The organism is Rhizobium sp. PRIMUS64, assembly GCF_023006465.1.
GTDB classification, from domain to species: domain Bacteria; phylum Pseudomonadota; class Alphaproteobacteria; order Rhizobiales; family Rhizobiaceae; genus Rhizobium; species Rhizobium leguminosarum.
Genome location: NZ_JALBGX010000006.1, coordinates 40,105 through 62,686 on the forward strand (window position 1 = coordinate 40,105; position 22,582 = coordinate 62,686).

The window sequence follows — 22,582 nt, forward strand, 5'->3', positions numbered from 1 at the left end:
AATGATGGACGCGATGGTCGAAACCAAAGGGCATTTTATCGACGCCGATCCGTATCCGTGGCCCTATAACGGCGCTCTGAGGCCTGATAATACCGCCCTCATCATCATCGACATGCAGACGGATTTCTGCGGCAAGGGCGGCTATGTCGACCACATGGGCTACGACCTGTCGCTGGTGCAGGCGCCGATCGAACCCATCAAACGTGTGCTTGCCGCCATGCGAGCCAAGGGTTACCACATCATCCATACCCGCGAGGGCCATCGCCCCGACCTCGCCGATCTGCCGGCCAACAAGCGCTGGCGCTCGCAGCGGATCGGGGCCGGCATCGGCGATCCCGGCCCCTGCGGCCGCATCCTGACGCGTGGCGAACCCGGCTGGGACATCATCCCCGAACTCTATCCGGTCGAAGGCGAGACGATCATCGACAAGCCCGGCAAGGGTTCGTTCTGCGCCACCGACCTCGAACTCATCCTCAACCAGAAGCGCATCGAGAACATTATCCTCACCGGAATCACCACCGATGTCTGCGTCTCGACGACGATGCGCGAGGCAAATGACCGCGGCTACGAATGCCTGCTGCTGGAAGACTGCTGTGGTGCGACCGACCACGGAAACCACCTCGCCGCGATCAAGATGGTGAAGATGCAGGGCGGCGTCTTCGGCTCGGTCTCCAATTCCGCGGCTCTAGTCGAGGCGCTGCCCTGATGCCGTCATTGCGTGCCCATGTCTTTCGCGTGCCAGCCGACGGCCCCGATGACGTTGCCGGCGTCGAGGCGCTCTTTGCCAGCGGCCTTCAGGCGAACAACGTCGTCGCCGTTCTCGGCAAGACGGAAGGCAACGGCTGCGTCAATGATTTTACCCGCGGTTATGCCACCCGCAGCTTCGAGACATTGTTCAGCAAATATGGCGTCGACGGCGTCTCGATCATCATGTCCGGCGGCACCGAGGGTGCGCTCTCGCCGCATTGGACGGTTTTTGCGCGTGAAACCGTAGAAACCCCGGGCGAACGGGCGCTGGCCATTGGTGTGTCGCGTACCCCCGCGCTGCCCCCCGAACATCTCGGGCGCCGGGAACAGATCCTGCTCGTTGCCGCAGGCGTGAAGTCCGCGATGAGGGATGCCGGCATCGATGATCCCGCCGATGTCCATTTCGTGCAGATCAAGTGTCCGCTGCTCACCTCGCGCCGGATTGCCGAGGCCGAGGCAGCAGGCAGGACGGTCGCAACCCACGACACGCTGAAATCCATGGGCCTCTCGCGCGGCGCTTCGGCTCTCGGCGTCGCCGTGGCACTCGGCGAGATAGATGCGACATCGATCGGCGATGCCGACATCTGCACACGTTTCGATCTCTTTTCCCGCTGCGCCTCAACCTCGTCCGGGGTCGAACTCACCGATCACGAAATCATCGTCCTCGGCATGAGCGCAAAATGGTCCGGTCCGATGTCGATCGACCACGCGGTCATGCGGGATGCGATCGACGCGCATTCCGTCAGGAAAGCCCGCGAACGCCTGCCGGAAAACAGCCGGCTGGCGGCGGTTCTCGCCAAGGCCGAGCCGGACCCGTCCGGCAGGATCGGCGGCAGGCGCCACACGATGCTCGATGACTCGGATATTGCAGGCACCCGCCATGCCCGTGCCTTCGTCGGCGGCGTTCTCGCCGGCATCTTCGGCATTACCGATCTCTATGTGTCCGGCGGCGCCGAACACCAGGGTCCGCCCGGCGGCGGTCCCGTCGCCATCATCGTCGAAAAGGAGCAATGAAGTGAGCACAGTCCGCGACACGCCCCTTCCGCAAGCCGGCAAGGCCGTCGGCATCGATACGCTCGGCATGACCATGCGCTTTGGCTCGTTCACCGCGCTCGACGACGTCTCGATCGCCGTTCCGGCAGGCTCTTTTCACGCGCTTCTCGGTGAAAACGGCGCCGGCAAGTCGACACTTGTCAAATGCATCATGGGCTTCTATCACGCGACGTCAGGCTCGCTGTCGGTCGACGGCCGCGAGGTGGCGGTGGCCTCACCCAAGGATGCCGCGGCCTATGGGCTCGGCATGGTCTACCAGCATTTCACACTGGTTCCCTCCCTGACCGGTGCGGAAAACCTGGTCATCAGCCGCACCGAAGTGCCCGCGGTGATCAACTGGGCCAGGGAACGCAAGGATCTGGCGGATTTCATGGAGCGCATGCCGTTCAAGATCCCGCTCGACAGGCCGGTGAGCGAGCTTGCCGCCGGCGAAAAGCAGAAGCTCGAAATCGTCAAGCAGCTCTATCTCGGCCGCTCCTTCCTCGTCCTCGACGAGCCGACTTCGGTGCTGACGCCCGCCGAAGCCGATGAGATGCTTGGCATCGTGCGCGGGATGACCGAGCGCGGCGAGCTCACCGTGCTGATGATTTCCCACAAGTTCCACGAGGTGACGAAGTTCGCTGATGCCGTTTCGATCCTGCGGCGCGGCAAGCTGGTCGGCACCGGTAAGGTCGGCGAGCTCTCCACCGCCGAGATGGCGGCGATGATGATCGGCGACGTCAAGCTCGCCGAGCTCGACAGCCGTCTGCCGGTGGCGGAAGCGGCCAAATCCGTGCTCACTGTAAGCCAGGTGAAAGCTCCGGATCGCTCCGGCCTGAAGACGATCGAGATCGACGCGCTTACAGTCCGCTCCGGCGAGATCGTCGGCATTGCCGGCATATCGGGCAACGGCCAGAAGGAGCTGACGGAAATACTCGCCGGCCAGCGCCCGACCGATAGCGGCCAAGTCATGGTCAATGGCGAGGCTTACGGCGCCACCCGCGACGAGACCCGCAAGAACAGGGTGCGTTTCATCCCCGAAGAACCGTTGCAGAATGCCTGTGCGCCGAAGATGACCGTGAGCGAGAACCTTGCGTTTCGCACCTTCGACTTGAAATCGGACGGCAAGGACGCAATCTGGCTGAACAAGGGCAGCATGAAGAAGCGTGCCTCGGCGCTGATCTCCGACTTCAAGGTCAAGACGGCCTCTTCCTCCTCGCCGATCGCAGCGCTTTCGGGCGGCAACGTGCAGCGTGCCGTGCTCGCCCGCGAACTGACCGGCGATGTCGATCTGTTGATCGTCTCGAACCCCTGTTTCGGTCTCGATTTCTCGGCCGTCGCCGAAATCCGCGCCCGCATCATGAAGGCACGCAATTTGGGCGCTGCCGTGCTGCTGCTTTCCGAGGACCTCGACGAACTGCTCGAGATGTCCGACCGCATCATGGTCATTTCGGAAGGCAAGCTGGTTTACGAGACACCGGCGCGCTCGGCCGATATTGGCGTGATCGGCGCCCACATGGCGGGGCATCATTGATGGCGAAGATCAAAGCTGAACCTTTCGCCTTTCCGGTGAAGCACGATGAGCTCGCCCTTATCGTCATTGACATGCAGCGTGATTTCGCCGAGCCCGGCGGCTTCGGCGCAAGCCTCGGCAATGATGTCAGCCGTATCACCAGGATCGTGCCTGATGTCAAACGCCTCATCCTGGGCTTCCGCAATGCCGGCCTGCCTGTGATCCATACGATGGAGTGCCACCGGCCGGACCTTTCTGACCTGCCGCCGGCCAAACGCGACCGTGGCAATCCATCCCTCAGGATCGGCGACGAAGGTCCGATGGGCCGCATCCTGATCTCAGGCGAACCCGGCACGGCAATCCTGCCGGAACTCGCTCCTGTGAAGGGTGAAGTCGTCATCGAAAAACCCGGCAAGGGCGCCTTCTACGCCACCGAACTTGGCACCGTGTTGCAAGAGAAGGGCATTCGTCAGCTGGTCTTTGCTGGTGTCACCACCGAAGTCTGCGTGCAGACGACGATGCGCGAAGCAAACGACCGCGGCTATGAATGCCTTCTCGCCGAGGAGGCGACGGAGAGCTACTTCCCCGAATTCAAAGCCGCAGCCATCGCCATGATCCGCGCCCAAGGCGCGATCGTCGGCTGGACCGCGCATGTCGACGACATTCTGGAAAGTATCGCCCATGCCTGAAACGACCCGCGAACGCCTGACGTCAGGCGGCTGGAAGGAGCTGGAATTCGGCCCCTTCCGCGATGCTGTCACCATTCACTGGATCCGCCCCTTCGAGGGTGATCAGCCGGGCGTGGCGCTGCTGAAATATGAGCCCGGCGCCTCCGTTCCCCGCCATCGCCACGAAGGGCTCGAGACCATCCTGGTGCTCGACGGCGTTCAATCCGACGAGACGGGCGATTACATCAGCGGCAGTTATATCGTCAATGCGCCGGGCAGCGAACACTCGGTCTGGAGTGATACCGGCTGTGTCGTCCTCATCCAGTGGGACCGGCCCGTGAAAATACTCGAAGACGAAATTGCCTGAACCCCGCCGGCCTTGGAGGTCTGCCCGACGATCCGGAAGGACATGAATTTCACAGCAGCATCGAGGCCCCGCGATCGATATAGGTGTCCAGGAATTGTTCGAGGCGGGGGTTTCTCGGCCGTTTGAAGACGTCCTGCGGCGGTCCGGTGAACAGCACCTTGCCGTGGTCGAGAAAGATGATCTGCTGGCCGACCGTCGCGGCAAATCCGATCTCGTGGGAGACGACGACCATCGTCATGCCCTCGGCGGCAAGATCGCGCATGACGTTCAGCACTTCGCCGGTCAGCTCGGGATCGAGTGACGAGGTCGGCTCGTCAAACAGCATGATCTTCGGGTTGAGGGCAAGCGCCCGGGCGATAGCGACACGCTGTTGTTGCCCTCCCGAGAGCTGCGATGGATAGTGCCCCGCCCTGCCCTCCAGGCCGACCTTGACGAGCTGGGCCATGGCCCGCTCCTCCGCATCCCTACGGCTCATCTTGTGAACCGTCTTCAGCGCCTCGCTGACATTGCCGAGCGCCGTCATATGCGGCCAGAGATTGAACTGCTGAAAAACCATCCCGATCTGCGATCGAATCTGCCGGTTCACAGCAGTCGGCACCCGCTCACGGACACCCTTGGCGTTTTCTGCAAAGCCAAGCACCTCGCCGTTGACGGCAATCGTCCCCTTCGTCGATTCCTCCAGAAACGCCATGCAGCGCAGCAGCGTACTCTTGCCGGATCCCGACGGGCCGATGACGCAAGAGACTTGTCCCTGCTCGATTTCGAGGTCGATGCCGTGCAGCACGGTGGAGCCGCCGAACGTCTTGACGAGATTTTTGACTGCGATCGCAGGAACGCTCATATGTTGAAAAACCTGAATCTGGTGAGTTTCGTTTCGGCGAGATGGCCGAGCCAGCCGGTGATTTCGACCAGTACCCAATAAAATAGCGCAAGGACGAAGAGCGCCTCGACGAAAGCATATTGCTGCGAGCCGATGGCGCTGAGTGTCGCCGTCAACTCCGGCACGGTGATAATGGACAGAACGGCCGTCTCCTTCATGAGGATGATCGTCATGTTGACCGAAGGTGGCAACACCAGCATGGTCATCTCCGGCAGCAATATGCGCCGGATGATCTGCCCTTGTGTCAGGCCAACGCACAGGCCGGCCTCGATATGTCCCTTCGGGACGGCGGCAAAGCCCGAGCGGAATATCTCACTGAAATAAGCCGCGCCGTAGATGGAAAGGCCGACGATGCCGGCCGGGATCGGATCGAGCGACAATCCGACGAAGGGGCCGCCATAGTAGACGAGGAAGATCTGAATCAGAAAGGGCGTGCCGCGCAGCACTGCGATGACAAGGCCGAACGCTCTGTCCAACAGCACGCCGCCAAAACGTCGCGCGACTGCGACAAGGAAACCCAGTACGGCAGCGGCAAGAGTGGTGACGATCCAGATGAGGATGGTGACCCACGCACCGTGGAGAATCTCCGGCAAGTTGCTGAAAATCACATTGGTATCGAAGGTCATAGCGGCACTCCTGGCAGGGAGCGTTCGATCAGGCCGCCCGCAAGGGCAACGATCCAATTGATGACGAGATAGATCAGGCCTGCGGAAGCAAAAATCTCGAGCGGCAGGAAGGTGCTGCCGGCAAGGTCCTGAGCCATGCGTGTCAGCTCGACGATTCCGACGACGGAGACGAGCGAAGACGCCTTCAGAATAAGGATCGCTTCATTGACGAGCGCCGGGAAAGTCAGGCGCAGGGCGATCGGCGCCCTGATGCGGCGGAAGATCTGAATGGGAGTCATGCCGACCATTTCGGCAGATTCGACCAGGCCCAGGGGAACGCTGGAAAAACCACCGCGCAGATTTTCAGCCTGATAGGCGGCAGTACACAAGGACAGGCCAACGACGGCCGCAACGATGCTCGGCACGTTGATGCCGATCACCGGCAGCAGATTGTAGATCAGCAACAGCTGGACCAGCAACGGTGCACCACGAAAGAAACTGATGAAAATCTGCGCCGGCAACACAAAAAGCCGTTGCCGTGAGAGCAGCATGGCTGAAATGACGATCGCGATCGCAAAGCCGATCAGGATGGAGACCACACTGATCGTCACCGTGTAGATCGAGGCTTGCAGAAGCAGTTCGAATAGCTTGATGGACATGGGCGGTGCTTGCCTGGGCGCTGCGGCCGTGAACTTTGATCCCACGGCGGATTGCGCCCCGACTGATGGCGGGGCGCGTTCGTTTCACCGGCGGCTAATCAGAATGCCGGATCCTTGACAGCATCAGGCGTATCGAAAGACGCACCAAACCACTTCTTTTGCAGCTCTGCCATACGTCCGTCTGCCTTGATCTTGAGCATCGCGGCATCGATCGCATCCATCAGGGGCGCATGATCGGCATCCTTGAGACCGATGAAGCCGAAATAGGACTTCTTGCCGAATGGCGGCAGGACGACTTCGAACGTACCTTTTCGCTGGCTAGCGACGAAGGCGATATTCGGCAGCGAGTTGGCAACGCCGGCAATGCGGCCGGCGGCGAGATCGGCGTAGGATTCGGTAAAGGCTGGATATTCGCGCACGTCGACTTTGGTCGGCAGCGTGCCGGAGAATTCCTTCAGCTGGTCGAGCTGGGCAGTTGCTTTGCCGACACCGATCGTCTTGCCGGCAATATCTTCCGGCTTGCTGATCGTCGTGTCGCCAGCCTTCTTCAGAATGGCGATCGTCGCTTCGGCGATCGGCGGCGTGAAGCGATAGCGCTCCATGCGCTTCTTGGTGATCGTTGCAGGACCTGCGACGACATCGAACTTGCCGGCCTCGAGCGCGGGGAAGACGCCGTCCCAAGGAAGCGCTATCCACTCGATCTTGACGCCGAGTTCCTTGCCGATCTCGGCAAAGAGGTCGACGTTCAAGCCGGTATGTTCACCGGCATCGATATAGTCGAACGGTGCGAAAGCCGTTTCGGTGCCAACCTTGAGGGTGCCGGCTGCCTTGACGGCGGCCAGCGTGTCGGCTGCATGGGCGGAAACGGCTGCTCCGAACAGGAACGCAGCGCCGACCAGACCCTTCAGCAGTGAATTTGCCTTCATGATCATCTCTCCAGTTTTATTCCCCCGGCGGAGGAGTTTTGGTTCCCGACTTCGATTTCCTCTGCGCGGATTTCTATGCTCCGCTTTTGACTATACAAATAGATATAGGCTGGCCTAGAGTGTCAATGTAAAAGACGAGGAACGCAAAATTTGTGCCGGGTGGCGTCGATCTCGCTGGCATGACCGTTCCGGAACTTATGATCGTTGACGCCGGATGAGGTGCGGGCTTGGTGTCGATTTATCAACGTATTTTCACCGATGTCGAGACGAAGATCATCAGCGGTGATTGGCGGCCCGGTGACCGTATTCCCGTCGAACACGAACTCGCGGCGAAATATCGGTGCTCGCGGATGACCGTCAGCAAGGCGCTGTCGGCGCTCGCCGAGCGCGGCATGATCGTCAGACGGCGCAAGACAGGTTCGTTTGTCGCATCGCCCCAGATCGACCGCACGGTGATGGATATCCAGGATATCAGCACCGAAGCGGAACTGGCCGGGCACGAACACCGCTTCGAAATCCTCGCCCGCAAGATCGAGCGCCTTGGAGAGGCGGAGGCACAGCAGCTGTCCGAGCCCGCCGATGCAGAAGTCCTCAGGCTTCAGTGCCTGCATATCGTCGACGGCAGACCGAATGCCATCGAGCGGCGGATCATCATGCTCGATGCTGTCCCACGGGCGAGAGAGGAGAGTTTTGCTTCAATTCCGCCCGGCAAATGGCTGCTTGACGAGGTTCCCTGGTCCAAGGCCAAACATGTCATTCGCGCCGTCTCGGCCGACACCACGACAGCGCGGATCCTGCAGACGGAACGTGGCGAGGCCTGCCTTAGCCTCATTCGCCAGACCTGGCAGAACGGACGCACGGTGACCTATGTCGAGTTTACCCATCCGGGCGACCGGTTCCAGTTTGCGGGGACGTTTCATCCGGCAGCAAATTGAGTTCGACGCAAATCACGAGAGGTTCTGCAAGTGACCGATGAGCGCCTCAAGGCGATACCGCTGAAAAGTTTGCAGGCGTTCGAGGCGGTGGGGCGCTGCGGCGGCGTGACGGCCGCGGCACTGGAGCTGAGGGTTTCGCCGGGGGCCATCAGCCAGCAGATTCGCAAGATCGAAAGCTTTCTTGGAATTTCGCTTCTGGAGCGCAGCGGGCGAACCGTCGAGCTGACCGCCTGGGGCCGGCTCTACCATCAGGAGATATCGAAGGGGTTCGAGCAATTTGCGCTCGCTCAGCAACTGTTGGAAAAGGCGCGCAACGAGACGGCACTGGTGCTCAGTGCGCTTTCCTCCGTCGTCAACAAATGGATCGGCAGGCGCATCTTCGACTGGCAGGCGCTTCATCCCGAAGTTCCAGTGAGGATTATCGGACGCGACAAAGAGCCCCGGATCGGTTTCGACGATGTCGATTTCCGCGTCAGCTACGGATCGGACGTCCTCCAGCACGAACATTATACCGAACTGTTCCGCGATTGGGTCGTTCCGGCCTGCTCGCCGGCGCTGATGCAGGATCGCGCACATACGGCGCGCGATCTTTTCGAACAACCCCTCCTCCATGTCGAGTGGGAACGACACTTCACCCGCTACCCCAGCTGGGCGGAGTTTGCCGCCAAGGCCGGCGTCGCGTTCGATGTGTCGACGCCCGGCCTTTCCTTCACTTTGTCGAGCAGTGCAATTGACGCAGCCGTCAACAAGCGCGGCGTCGTGCTTGCACAAATGTCGATGATATCAGATGAGCTTGAGGCGCAAACGCTCGTCATTCCGGTGGACATGCGCATTGCACTGCGTGAAAGCTATTTTCTCGCCTGGGATCGTGCTGCCTTGCAGAAGCCCCATGGGCGCGAATTCCGCGATTGGCTCATTGCTATTTCCCGTCAGCAGGCTTCGGCATCGGCTCCTGCTGCATAATTTCTCAAATCGGAATCGATTCGAGAAATTATGCATCGATTCAAAAATGTTACAGCGTCCTTTGCGCGTCAGAAAAGACGCGCGGCGCTGTAAGTCAACACTTTAGAAAAACTAAAACGGAACTCAGCTACGCGATATTGATGAAAATTTGCGCCTGGCGATAATTTGCGCTGTCGCCGTCAAGGGGACGGCGTGGCGGACAATGGCAGGAGAACTCAATGGCGCGGACCGACAAGATGAAACTCGGGACTTTCGTCTATACGTTCGGCTTTCATCCGGCCTCCTGGCTGCATCCGGCAAGCGACGTCAATGGCGCCAACGACTTCGCTCATCTGCTCGATGTCGCCAAGCGATCCGAGGCGGCCAAATTCGATTTTATGTTCATGGCGGATTCTCCTGCCGCCGCCGTCGGCGATCCAAATGCGCTTGCCCGAATTCCGACCAAGATGAACCGCTTCGAACCCCTCTCGCTGCTCTCGGCTCTGGCGGTCACCACCAACGATCTCGGTCTCGTGGCGACGGTCTCAACGAGTTATTACGAGCCATACAATGTCGCGCGTCTGTTCGCCTCCATCGACCATCTGAGCAAGGGGCGTGTCTGCTGGAATGTCGTCACTTCCGATCACGACGAAACCGGCTACAATTTCAACCGCGAGGGGCTCGACCCGCATGCGCTGCGCTACGAGCGCGGCAACGAATTCGTCGATGTCGTGTTCGGCCTCTGGGACAGCTTCGAGGATGGCGCACTGCTTCTCGACCGTGAAAACGGTGTCTACTATGACAAAGACAAGCACCATACGCTCAACCACAAAGGCAAGCACTTCCAGGTTCGCGGGCCCCTCAACATCGCGCGAACGCCCCAGGGTCGCCCCGTCATCGCGCAGGCGGGCGGTTCGGAACCCGGAATGGACATGGCGGCACGCACGGCGGAGATCGTCTTCAGCCTCGCATCGAATATCGACCGAAACCGTGCCTTCTACGACAACGTCAAGCGCCGGATGCCGGCCCATGGACGCGATCCGGACGACCTGAAAATCATGCCGGGTATCGTGATCAACGTCGGTGAAACTGAAGCCGAGGCAAAGGCGAAGGTCGACTATCTGATCGATAAGATGCATCCGGATGTCGGCCTGCTGATGCTCTCCGAATTTCTGGAGGCGGACCTGCGCGACGTGGCGCTCGACAAGCCTTTCCCCATGGATCGGCTGCCGGCGGCGCCAAAGGGATCACGCGCTCTGTTCGACGAACTGGTCGATTTCGTGAAAAGCGGCCACACCGTCGGCGAACTCATCCGGCACTATGCCGAGAAGCATACCGGAAATGGCATCACAGGGACGCCGTCCCAGATTGCCGACTTCATGGAGGAATGGTTTGAGACGCGCGCCGCCGACGGCTTCATCCTGATGTTCCCCACCTTGCCGTCCAGTCTCGACGACTTCGTGCGGATGGTCCTGCCCGAGCTTCGGCGCCGCGGGCTATTCCGTGAGGATTACGAGGGCAAGACCCTGCGTGAAAACCTCGGTCTTTCAAGGCCTGTAAACCGCTTTGCCAAAACGAAAGAGCCAGCCCGATGAGTGCCGAGCCTTTGATCAGCGAGGCGGACTTCAAGTTTTCGATGCGTCATCTGGCGGGTGCGGTCAGTGTGATTACGGTCGGCGACGGTAAAGACCGCACCGGCTTCACCGCAACGTCGGTCTCCTCGCTTTCGGCGGAGTTGCCTTCCGTCATCGTCAGTGTCAACCGAGCGTCTTCCTCATGGCCGGCGCTGCAGCAATACGGCTGCTTTTGTGTCAACGTGCTCGCTGCCGACCAGCAGCAGGTGGCGCAATCCTTTGCCGGTCTTGACGGGCGAAAGGGCGCCGAACGCTACGGCAACGCCGGATGGTATCGCCTCAAGACCGGTGCGGCGGTCCTTGAAAATGCCCTGACGGTCCTGGACTGCAAGCTCGAAACCGCATTCCACTACAATTCCCATGCGATTTTGGTCGGACATGTCTGCGCGATTGAAATTCGGCAGGGCATAGGACCGCTGCTTTACTGGCGCGGTGGTTATCACCAACTTCCGGCGGAGGTTGATCGCGGCCTAGCGAAGGCGCTCGGACAATAGCCCAATCGACGCGACATCCGCATTGGCAAAGGCAAGTCTGAGGTAGCGCTCCTGCCCTTCCCCGAAATAGGCCCCGGGCAAACAAACAATGCCGGATTCCTTGGCGAGTTTTTCGGCAACCTCTGAAGACGATCGATCAGCGTAGGGATGGCGGACAAAGGCAAAATAGGCGCCGATCGCGGCGATCTCCCAATCCGGCAACCCGGAAAAGACCAGCCTCAACGCATCCGCGCGGCGAGTGATCTCCAACTGGTTACCGGCTCGCCACTCGGCGAGCGCCGGGATCGCCGAAGCAACGGCGATCTGAGCCGAACGCGGCGCGCAGATCTGCATATTGTCCATCACCTTGGCGATCTCGGCGATGAGTTTGGGGCCTGCCGTGATTGCACCCAGTCTGTGACCGGGAATGCAGAAGGATTTCGAGAAGCTGTAGAGAAGAACGAGCGTGTCCTCCCAACCCGGCTCGGACAGAAGAGAGTGCGGCGGCCCGTAATCCTCGCCAAGAAAATCCCGATAGGTTTCATCGAGGATCAGCCAGGCGCCGTATTTCCGGCAGAGCACAAAAAGCTTGTGAAGCAGGCTGGGTGGATACACGGCTCCGGTGGGATTGTTGGGCGTCACGACGGCAAGTATCTTCGCGCCGGCCGCAAGTGCAGCCTCGGCCGAACTCAGATCGGGAAGAAAGCCGGCGGCGGCGTCGCAATCGACCCATCGACGCCCGATCCCCAGCATCGACAGCGTCGTATCGTGATTGAAATAGAAGGGATTGGTCAGTGCTACGGTATCGCCGGCGCCCGCAAGCGCGATCGCTGCGCACATGAACGCCTGATTGCAGCCGGCGGTAATGTGGATATTACCGGCGGAAAGGTCGGCGCCATAAAGCTCGGCAACGTGAGCCGCGTAGGTCTTGCGCAACAGAGGTTCGCCCTCGATCGGCCCGTATCCCGTCATCGCCTGTTGTCCGGCCGCCTCGGCAAGAAGCCGAAGCATCTCCGGATGCGCGGGATAGCCGGGCACGGCTTGCGACAAATCGATGAGCGGCCCTTTTTCTCCTTTGTATTCGCGGCTCCAGGCGACGACGGAAGGAATGGGCGGGGCAGAGAGGCGGGCAACGAGCGAGTTGGGTTTTGCAGCGATCATGTCGATTTCTCTTTGATACCGATTGCTACAACGATACCAATTGTTTTCTCAACCTCTTTGTCTGACGAGACGGACCTGAAGCGGAGATGCATGCGCATGGTGTGGGACAAAACGCGGCTCGAACAGCTGCGCGCAGAATTTGCAGACGCCAATGGCGGCGAGATATTCGATGAGAAGTTTCGCAAAGTGGCGGAGAAGATCATCTCCAAGAGCGGCACGAGACTGGCGCCATACGCCGGAGTGCCGACCTTCCTCAGCGCACCCTACATGCAGGTCGCAGCCGAGGATCCGGATTTCGGCAATCTCCAGGTTGCAATCACCGGGATCCCCATGGACCTTGGCGTCACCAATCGTCCAGGCTCGCGTTTCGGACCGAGAGCACTTCGCGCCATCGAAAGGATCGGCCCCTACAATCACGTCCTTGCCACGGCGCCGGTCTTCGATCTTCGGGTCGCCGATATCGGCGACATATCGTTCCAAAGCCGTTACCGGCTGGAACTCAGCCATGACGACATCGAAAAGCGCATCGGCCAGATCGTCGATGCCGGCGTTGCCCCGCTTTCCGTTGGAGGCGATCATTCCATCAGCCACCCGATTTTGAAGGCCATCGGTCGGCAGCAACCGGTCGGCCTCATTCATATTGATGCCCACTGCGATACAAGCGGCGCTTTTGATCAGACGAAGTTTCATCACGGCGGGCCGTTCCGCAATGCCGTGCTGGACGGCGTGCTCGATCCGACACGGACAATCCAGATTGGCATCCGTGGTTCGGCGGAATATTTGTGGGAATTCTCCTATGCGTCGGGAATGACCGTGATCCACGCAGAGGACATCAGCGGAATGGGGATTGCGGCCGTGGTTGCCAAGGCAAAATCCATCGTCGGCGACGGCCCGACCTATCTTTCCTTCGATGTCGACAGCCTCGATCCGAGCTTTGCGCCCGGCACGGGCACGCCCGAGGTCGGGGGATTGACCACGCGTGAAGTTCTTGAACTGATACGCGGGCTGAAAGGGATAAACCTGGTGGGTGGTGACGTCGTCGAAGTTGCCCCGCAATATGACGCAACGACCAACACAGCGCACGCTGCAGCACAGGTGCTCTTTGAAATCCTGAGCCTCATGGTGTTTAGTCCGTCGATCGGCAAACGCTAAGGCCGACCTCTCGGTCATCTCCATGTCATTCGTGGCGATGAGCAGTATTGCTGTGGAGGCTGTATCGTCACACCAGGCTCTAGCCAAACTCGCTCAAAAATTCTTCGGTCTTCATGAGCTCGAGCTGCACGGAAAACCGATCATGCAGAAGTTCCAGTGACGCGTCATGCGTATCGTCGGCGCCGCTGCAGACGGCGTCCTTCAGCACGATGACACGATAGGCGAGATCGATTGCGCCGAGCGTCGTGGCCAGCACGCATACATCCGTTTCACCACCCGTTATAATAAGGGTATCGACCCGCTCCGATTGAAGGATCGGATGCAGGCGGCCGTCAATCCAGGGGGAATAGGTGCGCTTGTCGAAGTGCCTTGCCGGTGGAACCAACGACGCCAGCGATGGGGCGAGATCGATGAATCCGCGCGGAAGATGCTCACCCGTCATCATCCACCATTTCTGGTAATAATCCCGCCATTTCCCCGGCATGTCGTCGGCATGCTCGGGTGGCAGGAAGCGGGTAAAGATCGTTCGCGACGAGTGCCGCCCGGCCAGCTCTTCGATCTGGGGAGAGATCCGTGCCATCCAGGGAACGTGCCACGGCGTGTCTTCGGCAAACATCCGCTGCATATCGACGCAAAGGTGCCGCCACTCCCCGACCTCGCCCATCACATCCTCCACTCGGTCTTCGGGCGTCAACCGCCGCGCGCGGCGAAAGTTCCTGGCGGAAGATCAAAAGCCTCTCAGGCGACAGCACTCTCAGCTGTCCGGAAACTATCAAGGTCGCGAAGAGGAACCGGTTTGGAGAAGAAGTAGCCTTGGAGGTCGGTGCAGCCGAGGGCAGCCAGAAAGTCGCGTTGATATTCGGTTTCGACCCCTTCAGCCGTCGTCGAGATACCGAGGTTGCGGCTAAGCGCGACGATGGCGCCAATGATGGCCGCCCCGTTGGCTTTCGTGCCGAGCTGTGAGACGAACGAACGATCAATCTTGATGCGGTCGATATCGAAGCGTAGCAGATGGCTGAGACATGAAAAGCCGGTTCCGAAATCATCGAGCGAAATCTGAACACCTTGGCTGCGCAGCGACTTCAGCACCGTATAGACGTCCGAGTTATCCTCGATGAGCGAGGACTCGGTGAGCTCGAGCTCGAGCCGGGACGGCGGCAGGCCGCTCTCCTGGAGCACGGCGAATACTTCCTCGGCAAAATTTGGTCTTCTCAACTGGGCGGGAGACACGTTGACCGCAACAAATGTGTTTTCAGGCCATTTGCAGGCGGCTCTACAGGCTTCGCGCAATACCCAGAAACCGAGAGCGTCGATGAGGCCGCCCTCCTCGGCGACAGGGATGAAGCTGGCAGGCGTCAATAGTCCGCGCTGACTGTGACGCCAACGCACGAGAGCCTCCGCGCCCGACGCCGAGTATCCGCCGCCCTCGGCGCGATGTACCGTTTGGTAGTAAACTTCGAGCGATCCGAAGTCCGGCTTGTTCGCAATCGGGTCGGATTGTGGACCGTCAGCGGATGAGGCCGTGCCTTTGGCCAAAACTTCCCGCAATTCGTTCTTGAGTATGTCGCGCGCATTCCTGCCGCCGTCCATGGACGGTGAATAGACGCGCCATTGGCCTCTGCCGCCCATCTTTGCTTCGTACAGCGCGACGTCGGCGTAGCGCATGATGTCATCGGCATTCCGTCCGGCGTCCGGCACGACGGTCACGCCGATCGAGCCGCCGACCCGTGCGACCGCCTCGCCCCTCAGAAGCGGGAAGGGCTTGCCAAGTTCGGCAACGATCGCGTCGCATATTACAGGCAAAACCTGATCATGATCTTTGATGTCCCGAAGAAGCAGGGCGAATTCGTCCCCTCCGAGCCGGGCAAGCGTGTCGCCCGGACGAAGCAGGGAGTGGATCCGCTCCGCAGCCATCCTGATGAGTTCATCGCCGGCGGCATGGCCGAACGTGTCGTTCACGGCCTTGAAGCGGTCGAGATCGAGAAGCGCGACTGCCGAGCGCTCGGCCGAATTCTTCGTCTCGGCCAGGCACTCGTCGAACCTCATCGCGAACAAAGCGCGGTTGGGAAGGCTCGTGAGCACGTCATGCAAGGCAAGCTGTCTTGCATGCAGCTCGCTTTTTCTCAACTCGCCGAGGCTGCTTCGCAGGCGCACCAGCAAAACCGAGAACAGGATCGCGATCACCAGGGCGGCAATCGAAAGCGCCGGCATCAATCGGCCGATCACTCTCGAGCCTGGAAGATCGGGCCGCCATACGATGAAGCCGATCGGTTCGCCATTTGCCGTGGCGTCGATCTGGAAGGCAACCTCGTTTTCGTCTGCATCGGCTGTGCGCGCGAAGCGCGCGCCGTTGAGGCCCTGTTGCCGGCTCAATTCGTCCAGCGCCGCACCATCGATAAACCGCACGACGATCAGGAATTGCCGCATCGTCTGCCGTTGCCCCTCTTCGGGATCGTTGATGGCGACGACGCCGACGATCGTCGGCCGACCTTCCAGCCGCATTAGATTGGCCAACGCAGTGTTGGAGCGTCCTGGGCTCGCATGGCGGCTTTCCATCGAGGACGGCGTTCTTTCGTTGGAAACCGCGCCTGGTCTCACCCCGAGGCGGGCATCCTGAAGCAGAGGCAAAAAGAGAGGCTTCATCCAGCGATAACGCTTTTCCGTTTGGGCGTCCGCCAGCATCAGCAGTTGAGCCTTCTCGTCGACGACAAAGGCCTGATCGTAGCCGAAGGCGGACATTGCGGTCTGGCTGATCGCACTCCCGGCGGCCGCTGTCAGAACGGCATCGAGGCTAGAGGAACCTCCGCTTGACCGGGCAGCCGGATAAACACGTGTGAGGTAGCCGTTGCCGAACTGGCCGATGACATGGGCGACTTGATCGACCTGTTCCCGCAGGCGGGCATTCACAAGCTGGCGCTGTCGATCAAGGGCGGCAGCATCGCTTTCGGTCCCTGCCCAGAGCGCCGAGAGTACAACAAGTCCGATCGCTCCAAGCCCGCTGACGGCAATCAGAAACAGAATTCTTCCCGAAGCAATCCAGGATTGCTGAAACGTCTTGGAGCTGGAAGGAAGAACGATCTGCAAGCCTAGACCCCTGAACACCACGACACGGGCGCATTGGCAGACGCTAACAAAGAAGCGTTCACGTAGAATTAAAGGCTGCGGCGCACTATGGGGCGAGATCGACTATGCCCCGAGGAGCTCCCGACGATGTTGCGCATATCCATTCAGACTATATTGCGCGGAGCGCTGATGGCGGGCGGGATGGGTATTTTTTTGGCCGCGACCTCGCCGCTTGAGGTGGCTGCGCAAGATCGCATGCCAATGAGAATTGCCGTCGAAGGTGCATTTCCGCCCTTCAACTATCTCGATGCAAATAACAAACTTCAGGGCTTCGACATCGATATTGCCAATGCGCTGTGCGAGGTTGGCAAGTTCGAATGCCAATTTATCATCGAGAAGTGGGACGACATTATCCCCGATCTCGTTGCCGACAAATACGACGCGATCATCTCATCCATGTCGATGAGCCTTGAGCGGCGTCAAAAGGTTGCCTTCACTGAAAAATACTACAACAGCCCGTCTGTGTTCATCGCCCGGAAGGATTCGTCGATCAGCGATGTCAGCCCCGCCGCCCTCAACGATAAAATTCTTGGGGTGACATCGTCGACAGCGCAGGAATCCTATGCCAACCATCTTTATCCGGAAATGAAAAAGAAGGTGTTTCGGTCTTCGCCCGAATTGTACAAGGGTCTGGCGGACGGGAGCGTCGACATTATCCTCGAGGATAAACTCGCCATCTACGACTGGATTGCCAACACCAAGGCAGGAAGCTGCTGCGAGTTCAAAGGACCGGATCTGGTCGACATCACATACTTCGGTGAGGGTGCCGGCATCGCGCTGCGCCTCGATGACAAGGAGCGTCTTGCGCGCCTGAACGAAGCGTTGAAGAGCATCAAGGCGGACGGGACCTACGACATGATCAACGCAAAATATTTCCCGTTCAGCATCCAGTAGTTCGTCAATCAAATCGTTGTGCGATGCAGAATGGCCGGCTTTCCGCCGGCCATTCCTATCAGGTAAAGTCCTCAGTCGTAGTCGCTAGAGCATTTCCGTTTTTCTTCGAATCACGGAAATGCTCTATCCCTTTGTTTTCTCGCAATTCCGGACGCAAAACCGCTACGCGCTTTTGCTGGAATTGCTCTAGGCGGCTTTCGCGACCTCTCCGTGCGGATCGAGGACATATTTCGTCGCCGCTCCCTGGTCGAAGCTCTCATATCCATTGGCGGCATCGTCGAGCGGAATGACCTTGGCGTTGACGATATCGGCAATTGGCAGCCGGTCGTGGAGGATCGCCTGCATGAGCTGACGATTATATTTGATCACCGGAGTCTGGCCGGTGTGGAAGGACTGCGCCTTGGCCCATCCGAGGCCGAAGCGGAGCGACAGATTGCCGTGTTTGGCGGCGTTGTCGACGGCGCCCGGATCCTCGGTAACGTAGAGGCCGGGAATGCCGATCGAACCCGCGGCACGGGTAATCTCCATCATCTGATTGAGCACGATCGCCGGCTGTTCGCCGCCCGAGTGGCCGCGTGCCTCGAAGCCGACCGCATCGATGGCGCTGTCCACCTCATTGGTGCCGACGACCTGCGCGATCATGTCGCCGAGACGGTCGCTCTTCGACAGGTCGATCGGTTCGAAACCGACCTTCGCCGCATGCGCCAGACGATCCTTGTTGAAATCACCGATCATCACGACAGCAGCGCCGAGAATGCGAGCCGAAGCCGCAGCCGCAAGGCCGACAGGGCCGGCACCGGCGACATAGACGGTCGAGCCGACCCCAACACCTGCACGCACTGCGCCATGGAAGCCGGTGGGCAGAATGTCGGAGAGCATGGTGAGATCACGGATCTTCGCCATTGCCCTATCCCGATCGGGGATTTTCAGCAGGTTGAAATCTGCGTAGGGAATGGTGACATAGCGCGCCTGTCCGCCGATCCAGCCACCCATGTCGACATAGCCATAGGCACCGCCGGCGCGGGCCGGGTTTACCGTCAGGCAGACGCCGGTATCCTGGGATTTGCAGCAGCGGCAGCGGCCGCAGGCGACATTGAACGGCACCGAGACGATATCGCCGATATCGAGCATTTCGACGTCGACGCCTTTCTCGATGATCTCGCCGGTGATTTCATGACCGAGGACCAGGCCCGGCATCGCCGTCGTGCGGCCGCGGACCATATGCTGGTCGGAGCCGCAGATGTTGGTCGATATCACCTTCAGAATGACGCCGTGTTCGATGCGGCGGCCATCGGGCGCTTCCAGCTTCGGGTCGTCGATGTCGCGAACTTCGACCTTGCCCGGCCGGAGATAGACGACGCCTCTATTTTTGCTCATGAATTCCTCCCACTTGTTTGAATGCCTCGATCTGCAACCGATGCAGTCGATGGCAACCTTCCCTCCGGCCTGCCTCCTCTGCAGCCCGGTCCACAACACAAGATACCGCCGCATCGGGCGATATTCGATTTGCAAAAGGGACAGATTGGATGGAGAAGAGGAGTGAACGCCATGGTTTTCGCCTGTCGTTCCGCTCGTGATCATCTGCCGCAATCCGTCGATTTGCTATGCCAAGAGCTGGTTTCCGGCTCCAGAATCTCCTTTCGATCCATCTCGATATCTTTCCGGATGTCTATCCGGCGATTTCCTTGAGGATTTCAGTTCTTCTACCGCTGCGGGGCAGCGCCGGCGTCAGGCCAGCGTCCCAATGGTCCATTTCGCCAGTTTGCGAGATAGCGCCTTGAACACCACAAGCAAACCATGCCTGACGTAAAACAGCGATCAAGAAAACGACATGGGCGCAACTCAAAGACGACAGTCGGCAAAGTCGCAACAGCGCTGCGTAGCGGAAATAATTGATCCCGCGAATACGGCGGTTTTCCGGATCGTCCGGGAAGATTTGATCGCCGCCTAAAGGCTTTAGGCGCGATGCGGTCGCCGGCTGCGGCTGACGTCGATTGCAGTGTGCCAGAATACGGCGCCGAGGATGATCGCGCCGCCGAAAAAGGTGGCAACGGGCGGCTCTTCGGAAAACAGCAGCCAGACCCAGAGGGGCGTGAGCACGATTTCCATCGTGCCGATCAGCGCCGCTTCCGCCGGCGGCATTCGTTTCGCCCCGGCAAGGAAGAGCACCAGCGCCAGGGAGAAATTGGTCGCGCCGAAGGCGGCAAGGACGATCCAGTTGTGCAAGTCGAGCGAGCCGACCGAACCGAACGGCGCGAAGAGTGCGAGTGTCAGGAAAGCGCTGACCACGGTCGGCGGCAGGCTTGGCACGTCGGGACTGATGCGCGGAATGATGATGACGAGCGCGAAGGACGCGGTCATGCCGAGCGCCAGCAGGTCACCCCAACCGGTGCCGCCGCCGATCGACGAGGCGACGATGACCGCAACGCCGAAGAGCGAGATGCCGCCGGCAATCAGCGTCCGCCTGGAGACCCTCTCTCTGAGGATGACCCAGCCGAGCAACGCTGCGATAAAGGGCGCGGTCGCATAGATCATCGTCACATTGGCGACGGTGGTCATGTAAAGCGCCCCGATGAAGCATATCTGACTGAAGGTCTGGCATGCGATCATGGCAAGACCGGACGGATGGAAGACGGATCGCCATTGCTGCCGCGAGATGCCCCCTTCGAGGAAAAGGCAGGGGATCAGCAGAAACAGGCCGCCGAACAACGACCGCCAGGCGATCGCCGTCCATACGTCGGTCGTCAGGAGCCGCGAATAGACGCCGCTCGCGCTCCAGGCAAGCGTCGCGGCAATGATGAGAAGCACACCCTTCTCGTGCTCGCTGCCTGCGAGGCGTCTGGCCGGATTTTCAATGGTCACGCAGATATTCTCAAAGAAGGAAGTCGAACGCCGTTCTTTTCTGCGCCAAGAATTGACATCAGACAAACGAATAGTAGAGATAGCTACCATCGATTTTTTCTATGGCTATTCCTATGCACGAGCCGATTGAGAGCGACCTGCTCAGAACCTTCCTGGTCGTTGCCGAGACCTCCAATTTCTCCGCGGCTGCCCAGCGCATCGGGCGGACGCAGTCGGCGGTGAGCACTCAGATCAAGCGGCTTGAGCAGACGATCGGCGAAACCCTGTTCGAGCGGGGCGCCCGCGGCGTGCTGCTGACGCGCCAGGGCATACAGCTCGTCCCCTATGCCCGCAGGATAATCGACCTCCTGAACGAGGCCGCCGCGACGATCCGCAGCAAACCGCTGGACGGACCGGTGCGCATCGGAATTCCGGAGGAATACAGCCAGACGGTGCTGCCGGCAGCCCTTGCGGCTTTCGCCGTACGCCACCCGGCCGTCGAGGTCACCGTGTCCTGCGACTACACAGTTCGCAACTTGGCCGCCCTCGAGCGGGATGAGCTCGATCTGGCCGTCGTTTTCGACTGGAGCGATGAGACGAAAGGCGAGGTCATCTGCATCGATCCCACAGTCTGGGTCACATCGATGGTCCACAGGCTGCACGACATCGATCCCCTGCCGATAGCGACCTATCGCAACTCCACCTGGTCGCGCGATTTTGCGCTCCGGTCACTGGAACAGATCGGCCGCAACTATCGAATCGCTTTCATTGCCGATACCGGCTCGGGGCTGAAGAATGCCGTGACCGCAGGCCTTGCCGTCACCACGCTTTCCCGCAGCAGCATTCCGCCCGGCTGCCGGGAACTCACCGCCGAAGACGGTTTCCCGCCGGTCGATTCCTCCAAGGTCGTGCTCCGCCGGAGCACTTACCGTTCCAGCGAGGCCGTTCGGGAACTTGCCGAAATGATACGGGACGCATTCCAGCCTATGCCCGCACCTCCGATGACGTGATGCGGCGCCGCAAGCGGCGCCGGGTCTCCGACGGGCTTTCGGAAAAACTCGCCCGGTAGCTTCTCGCAAAGGCTGAGGCCGAGTTGAAGCCGGTTGCCGCCGCGATGTCGGCGAAGGAGGCCGTCGTCTCGATCACCTTGCGGCGGGCCGCATTCAAGCGCAGGGCGAGATAATGCACATGCGGCGGCGCGCCGATACTCTGCTGGAAAAGATCCTGCAGATGTCGGGCGCTGATGCCCACCCTGCGGGCGAGCCGCGTGAGAATCAGAGGCTGCTCGATATGCTCCTCCATCAGCCGCACCGCTTGCGCGACACGGGAATCGTGCATGCGCAACCCAGCCGAGGCTGCGGAAAGTGACTCATCGGCATGGAAGGACGGCTGCTCATAGCGGAACAGCCGGCTGACCTCGAGCGCCAGCGAATAACCCTGCCGCTGCCTGATCACTTCCAGCATCAGGTCGACGGTTGGAAGCGAACCGGAGGTCGTCAGCCGCTTGCCGTCGATGACGAAACGATCCTTGACGGCCCGCACCTCAGGATAGGCCAGCGCAAAATCCTCGTAGTCCTCCCAGTGGACGGTCGCCGGCAGTCCGTCGAGCAGGCTTGCTTCCGCCAGCAGCCATGTGCCGGACTCGATGCCGGCAATCACCGTGCGATAGCGGGCAGCCTGGGAGAGCTGCATCTTGAGGGCCGGCGTCGCGCTGTGGCGCCAGTTGTAACTGGCAAGCACGAATAGCGGCGTATCCTCGGTCGTCGCCTTGAAAGCGCCTTGTGCGGGCACGGCGATATTGCTGGTGGTCGGGACCGGTGCTCCGTCCGGCGTGAGCAGCCGCCAGCGATAGAGCTCGCTGCCGGAAATGCGGTTGGCACCGCGCAGCGGCTCGATCACCGAGGCGATCAGGATCAGGTTCGCGTCCGGCAGGACGAGAAGGTCGATATCGAGCCGTTCCGTCGATCGCTGCAGCAAGGCCACCTCCCTCGGAGTTCCGATAATGTATCAATTGCTTCCGAAAATGCAAC

Annotated in this window: 22 protein-coding genes and 1 riboswitch; of the genes, 12 read left to right on the forward strand and 10 right to left on the reverse strand. The window is 60.2% G+C overall.

Annotated elements, in window-relative coordinates; all coding sequences use genetic code 11:
* Positions 1-4: 4 nt before the first annotated feature.
* From MOV76_RS04335 to MOV76_RS04355, 5 genes are read left to right on the forward strand one after another with little or no spacing between them, the layout of a single operon-like run.
* On the forward strand, positions 5-706 hold the full coding sequence (locus MOV76_RS04335) for a cysteine hydrolase family protein (protein ID WP_247263946.1): 702 nt from the start codon (positions 5-7) through the stop codon (positions 704-706).
* The gene (atzD, locus tag MOV76_RS04340) at positions 706-1,761 is read left to right on the forward strand and encodes a cyanuric acid amidohydrolase (RefSeq protein ID WP_028732382.1); all 1,056 of its coding nucleotides are present in this window, start codon (positions 706-708) and stop codon (positions 1,759-1,761) included. Before MOV76_RS04335 ends, atzD begins: the two co-directional genes overlap by 1 nt.
* 1 nt (position 1,762) lies before the next feature.
* Positions 1,763-3,313: an ABC transporter ATP-binding protein gene (locus tag MOV76_RS04345; protein ID WP_247263918.1), complete on the forward strand. Its 1,551-nt coding sequence runs from the start codon at positions 1,763-1,765 to the stop codon at positions 3,311-3,313.
* On the forward strand, positions 3,313-3,981 hold the full coding sequence (locus MOV76_RS04350; RefSeq protein ID WP_018449130.1) for a cysteine hydrolase family protein: 669 nt from the start codon (positions 3,313-3,315) through the stop codon (positions 3,979-3,981). Before MOV76_RS04345 ends, MOV76_RS04350 begins: the two co-directional genes overlap by 1 nt.
* The gene (locus MOV76_RS04355) at positions 3,974-4,327 is read left to right on the forward strand and encodes a cupin domain-containing protein (protein WP_128400744.1); all 354 of its coding nucleotides are present in this window, start codon (positions 3,974-3,976) and stop codon (positions 4,325-4,327) included. Before MOV76_RS04350 ends, MOV76_RS04355 begins: the two co-directional genes overlap by 8 nt.
* Positions 4,328-4,376: 49 nt before the next feature.
* Here MOV76_RS04355 and MOV76_RS04360 read toward each other — a convergent pair whose 3' ends face one another.
* The 4 genes from MOV76_RS04360 to MOV76_RS04375 all read right to left on the reverse strand — a co-directional run bounded on the left by MOV76_RS04360 (position 4,377) and on the right by MOV76_RS04375 (position 7,397).
* Entirely contained in the window at positions 4,377-5,168 is a 792-nt protein-coding gene (locus MOV76_RS04360; protein ID WP_113542862.1) for an amino acid ABC transporter ATP-binding protein, read from the reverse strand.
* Entirely contained in the window at positions 5,165-5,833 is a 669-nt protein-coding gene (locus MOV76_RS04365) for an amino acid ABC transporter permease (RefSeq protein WP_065277311.1), read from the reverse strand. Before MOV76_RS04365 ends, MOV76_RS04360 begins: the two co-directional genes overlap by 4 nt.
* Positions 5,830-6,471, reverse strand: a complete 642-nt coding sequence (locus tag MOV76_RS04370) for an amino acid ABC transporter permease (protein ID WP_247263919.1) — start codon at positions 6,469-6,471, stop codon at positions 5,830-5,832. The genes MOV76_RS04365 and MOV76_RS04370 overlap by 4 nt, the downstream gene beginning before the upstream one ends.
* A 98-nt stretch (positions 6,472-6,569) precedes the next feature.
* The gene (locus tag MOV76_RS04375) at positions 6,570-7,397 is read right to left on the reverse strand and encodes a transporter substrate-binding domain-containing protein (protein ID WP_026188802.1); all 828 of its coding nucleotides are present in this window, start codon (positions 7,395-7,397) and stop codon (positions 6,570-6,572) included.
* 227 nt (positions 7,398-7,624) lie between these two features.
* Between MOV76_RS04375 and MOV76_RS04380 the strand changes: the two genes are divergently transcribed.
* From MOV76_RS04380 to MOV76_RS04395, 4 genes are all read left to right on the forward strand, one after another.
* Positions 7,625-8,332 (forward strand): UTRA domain-containing protein, encoded by a 708-nt coding sequence (locus MOV76_RS04380; protein WP_018246809.1) that lies wholly within the window; start codon positions 7,625-7,627, stop codon positions 8,330-8,332.
* 30 nt (positions 8,333-8,362) lie between these two features.
* Positions 8,363-9,295, forward strand: coding sequence for a LysR family transcriptional regulator (locus tag MOV76_RS04385; RefSeq protein WP_247263920.1), 933 nt, complete (start codon positions 8,363-8,365; stop codon positions 9,293-9,295).
* Between the two features lie 218 nt (positions 9,296-9,513).
* Complete coding sequence (locus tag MOV76_RS04390; RefSeq protein ID WP_247263921.1) at positions 9,514-10,869, forward strand: LLM class flavin-dependent oxidoreductase; 1,356 nt, start codon at positions 9,514-9,516, stop codon at positions 10,867-10,869.
* Positions 10,866-11,402 carry a flavin reductase family protein gene (locus MOV76_RS04395; protein WP_018449125.1) on the forward strand — a complete coding sequence of 179 codons (537 nt, stop codon included), beginning with the start codon at positions 10,866-10,868 and terminating at the stop codon, positions 11,400-11,402. Before MOV76_RS04390 ends, MOV76_RS04395 begins: the two co-directional genes overlap by 4 nt.
* Here the strand turns inward: MOV76_RS04395 and MOV76_RS04400 are convergent.
* A complete protein-coding gene (locus tag MOV76_RS04400) occupies positions 11,379-12,542 on the reverse strand; it encodes an aminotransferase (protein WP_247263922.1) in 1,164 nt (387 codons plus the stop codon). The two genes, MOV76_RS04395 and MOV76_RS04400, sit on opposite strands and share 24 nt — an antisense overlap.
* Before the next feature lie 96 nt (positions 12,543-12,638).
* On the opposite strand from MOV76_RS04400, the gene speB reads away from it, so the two are divergent.
* Entirely contained in the window at positions 12,639-13,694 is a 1,056-nt protein-coding gene (gene speB, locus MOV76_RS04405; RefSeq protein WP_018246814.1) for an agmatinase, read from the forward strand.
* A gap of 79 nt (positions 13,695-13,773) precedes the next feature.
* Here the strand turns inward: speB and MOV76_RS04410 are convergent, their stop codons facing one another.
* Both MOV76_RS04410 and MOV76_RS04415 read right to left on the reverse strand, forming a co-directional pair.
* Positions 13,774-14,358: a cysteine hydrolase family protein gene (locus tag MOV76_RS04410; protein WP_047620493.1), complete on the reverse strand. Its 585-nt coding sequence runs from the start codon at positions 14,356-14,358 to the stop codon at positions 13,774-13,776.
* A gap of 74 nt (positions 14,359-14,432) precedes the next feature.
* Positions 14,433-16,799, reverse strand: a complete 2,367-nt coding sequence (locus MOV76_RS04415; protein WP_247263923.1) for an EAL domain-containing protein — start codon at positions 16,797-16,799, stop codon at positions 14,433-14,435.
* Between the two features lie 105 nt (positions 16,800-16,904).
* Between MOV76_RS04415 and MOV76_RS04420 the strand changes: the two genes are divergently transcribed.
* The gene (locus tag MOV76_RS04420) at positions 16,905-17,711 is read left to right on the forward strand and encodes a transporter substrate-binding domain-containing protein (RefSeq protein ID WP_026231094.1); all 807 of its coding nucleotides are present in this window, start codon (positions 16,905-16,907) and stop codon (positions 17,709-17,711) included.
* A gap of 186 nt (positions 17,712-17,897) precedes the next feature.
* On the opposite strand, the gene fdhA is transcribed toward MOV76_RS04420, so the two are convergent.
* The gene (fdhA, locus tag MOV76_RS04425) at positions 17,898-19,088 is read right to left on the reverse strand and encodes a formaldehyde dehydrogenase, glutathione-independent (RefSeq protein WP_247263924.1); all 1,191 of its coding nucleotides are present in this window, start codon (positions 19,086-19,088) and stop codon (positions 17,898-17,900) included.
* A gap of 216 nt (positions 19,089-19,304) precedes the next feature.
* Positions 19,305-19,506: riboswitch (cobalamin riboswitch) on the reverse strand.
* A gap of 161 nt (positions 19,507-19,667) precedes the next feature.
* Positions 19,668-20,573 carry a DMT family transporter gene (locus MOV76_RS04430; RefSeq protein WP_047620496.1) on the reverse strand — a complete coding sequence of 302 codons (906 nt, stop codon included), beginning with the start codon at positions 20,571-20,573 and terminating at the stop codon, positions 19,668-19,670.
* Positions 20,574-20,686: 113 nt separating this feature from the next.
* On the opposite strand from MOV76_RS04430, the gene MOV76_RS04435 reads away from it, so the two are divergent.
* The gene (locus MOV76_RS04435) at positions 20,687-21,562 is read left to right on the forward strand and encodes a LysR substrate-binding domain-containing protein (RefSeq protein ID WP_018449117.1); all 876 of its coding nucleotides are present in this window, start codon (positions 20,687-20,689) and stop codon (positions 21,560-21,562) included.
* On the opposite strand, the gene MOV76_RS04440 is transcribed toward MOV76_RS04435, so the two are convergent.
* Positions 21,537-22,535 (reverse strand): GlxA family transcriptional regulator, encoded by a 999-nt coding sequence (locus MOV76_RS04440; protein ID WP_247263925.1) that lies wholly within the window; start codon positions 22,533-22,535, stop codon positions 21,537-21,539. The two genes, MOV76_RS04435 and MOV76_RS04440, sit on opposite strands and share 26 nt — an antisense overlap.
* Positions 22,536-22,582: the final 47 nt, after the last annotated feature.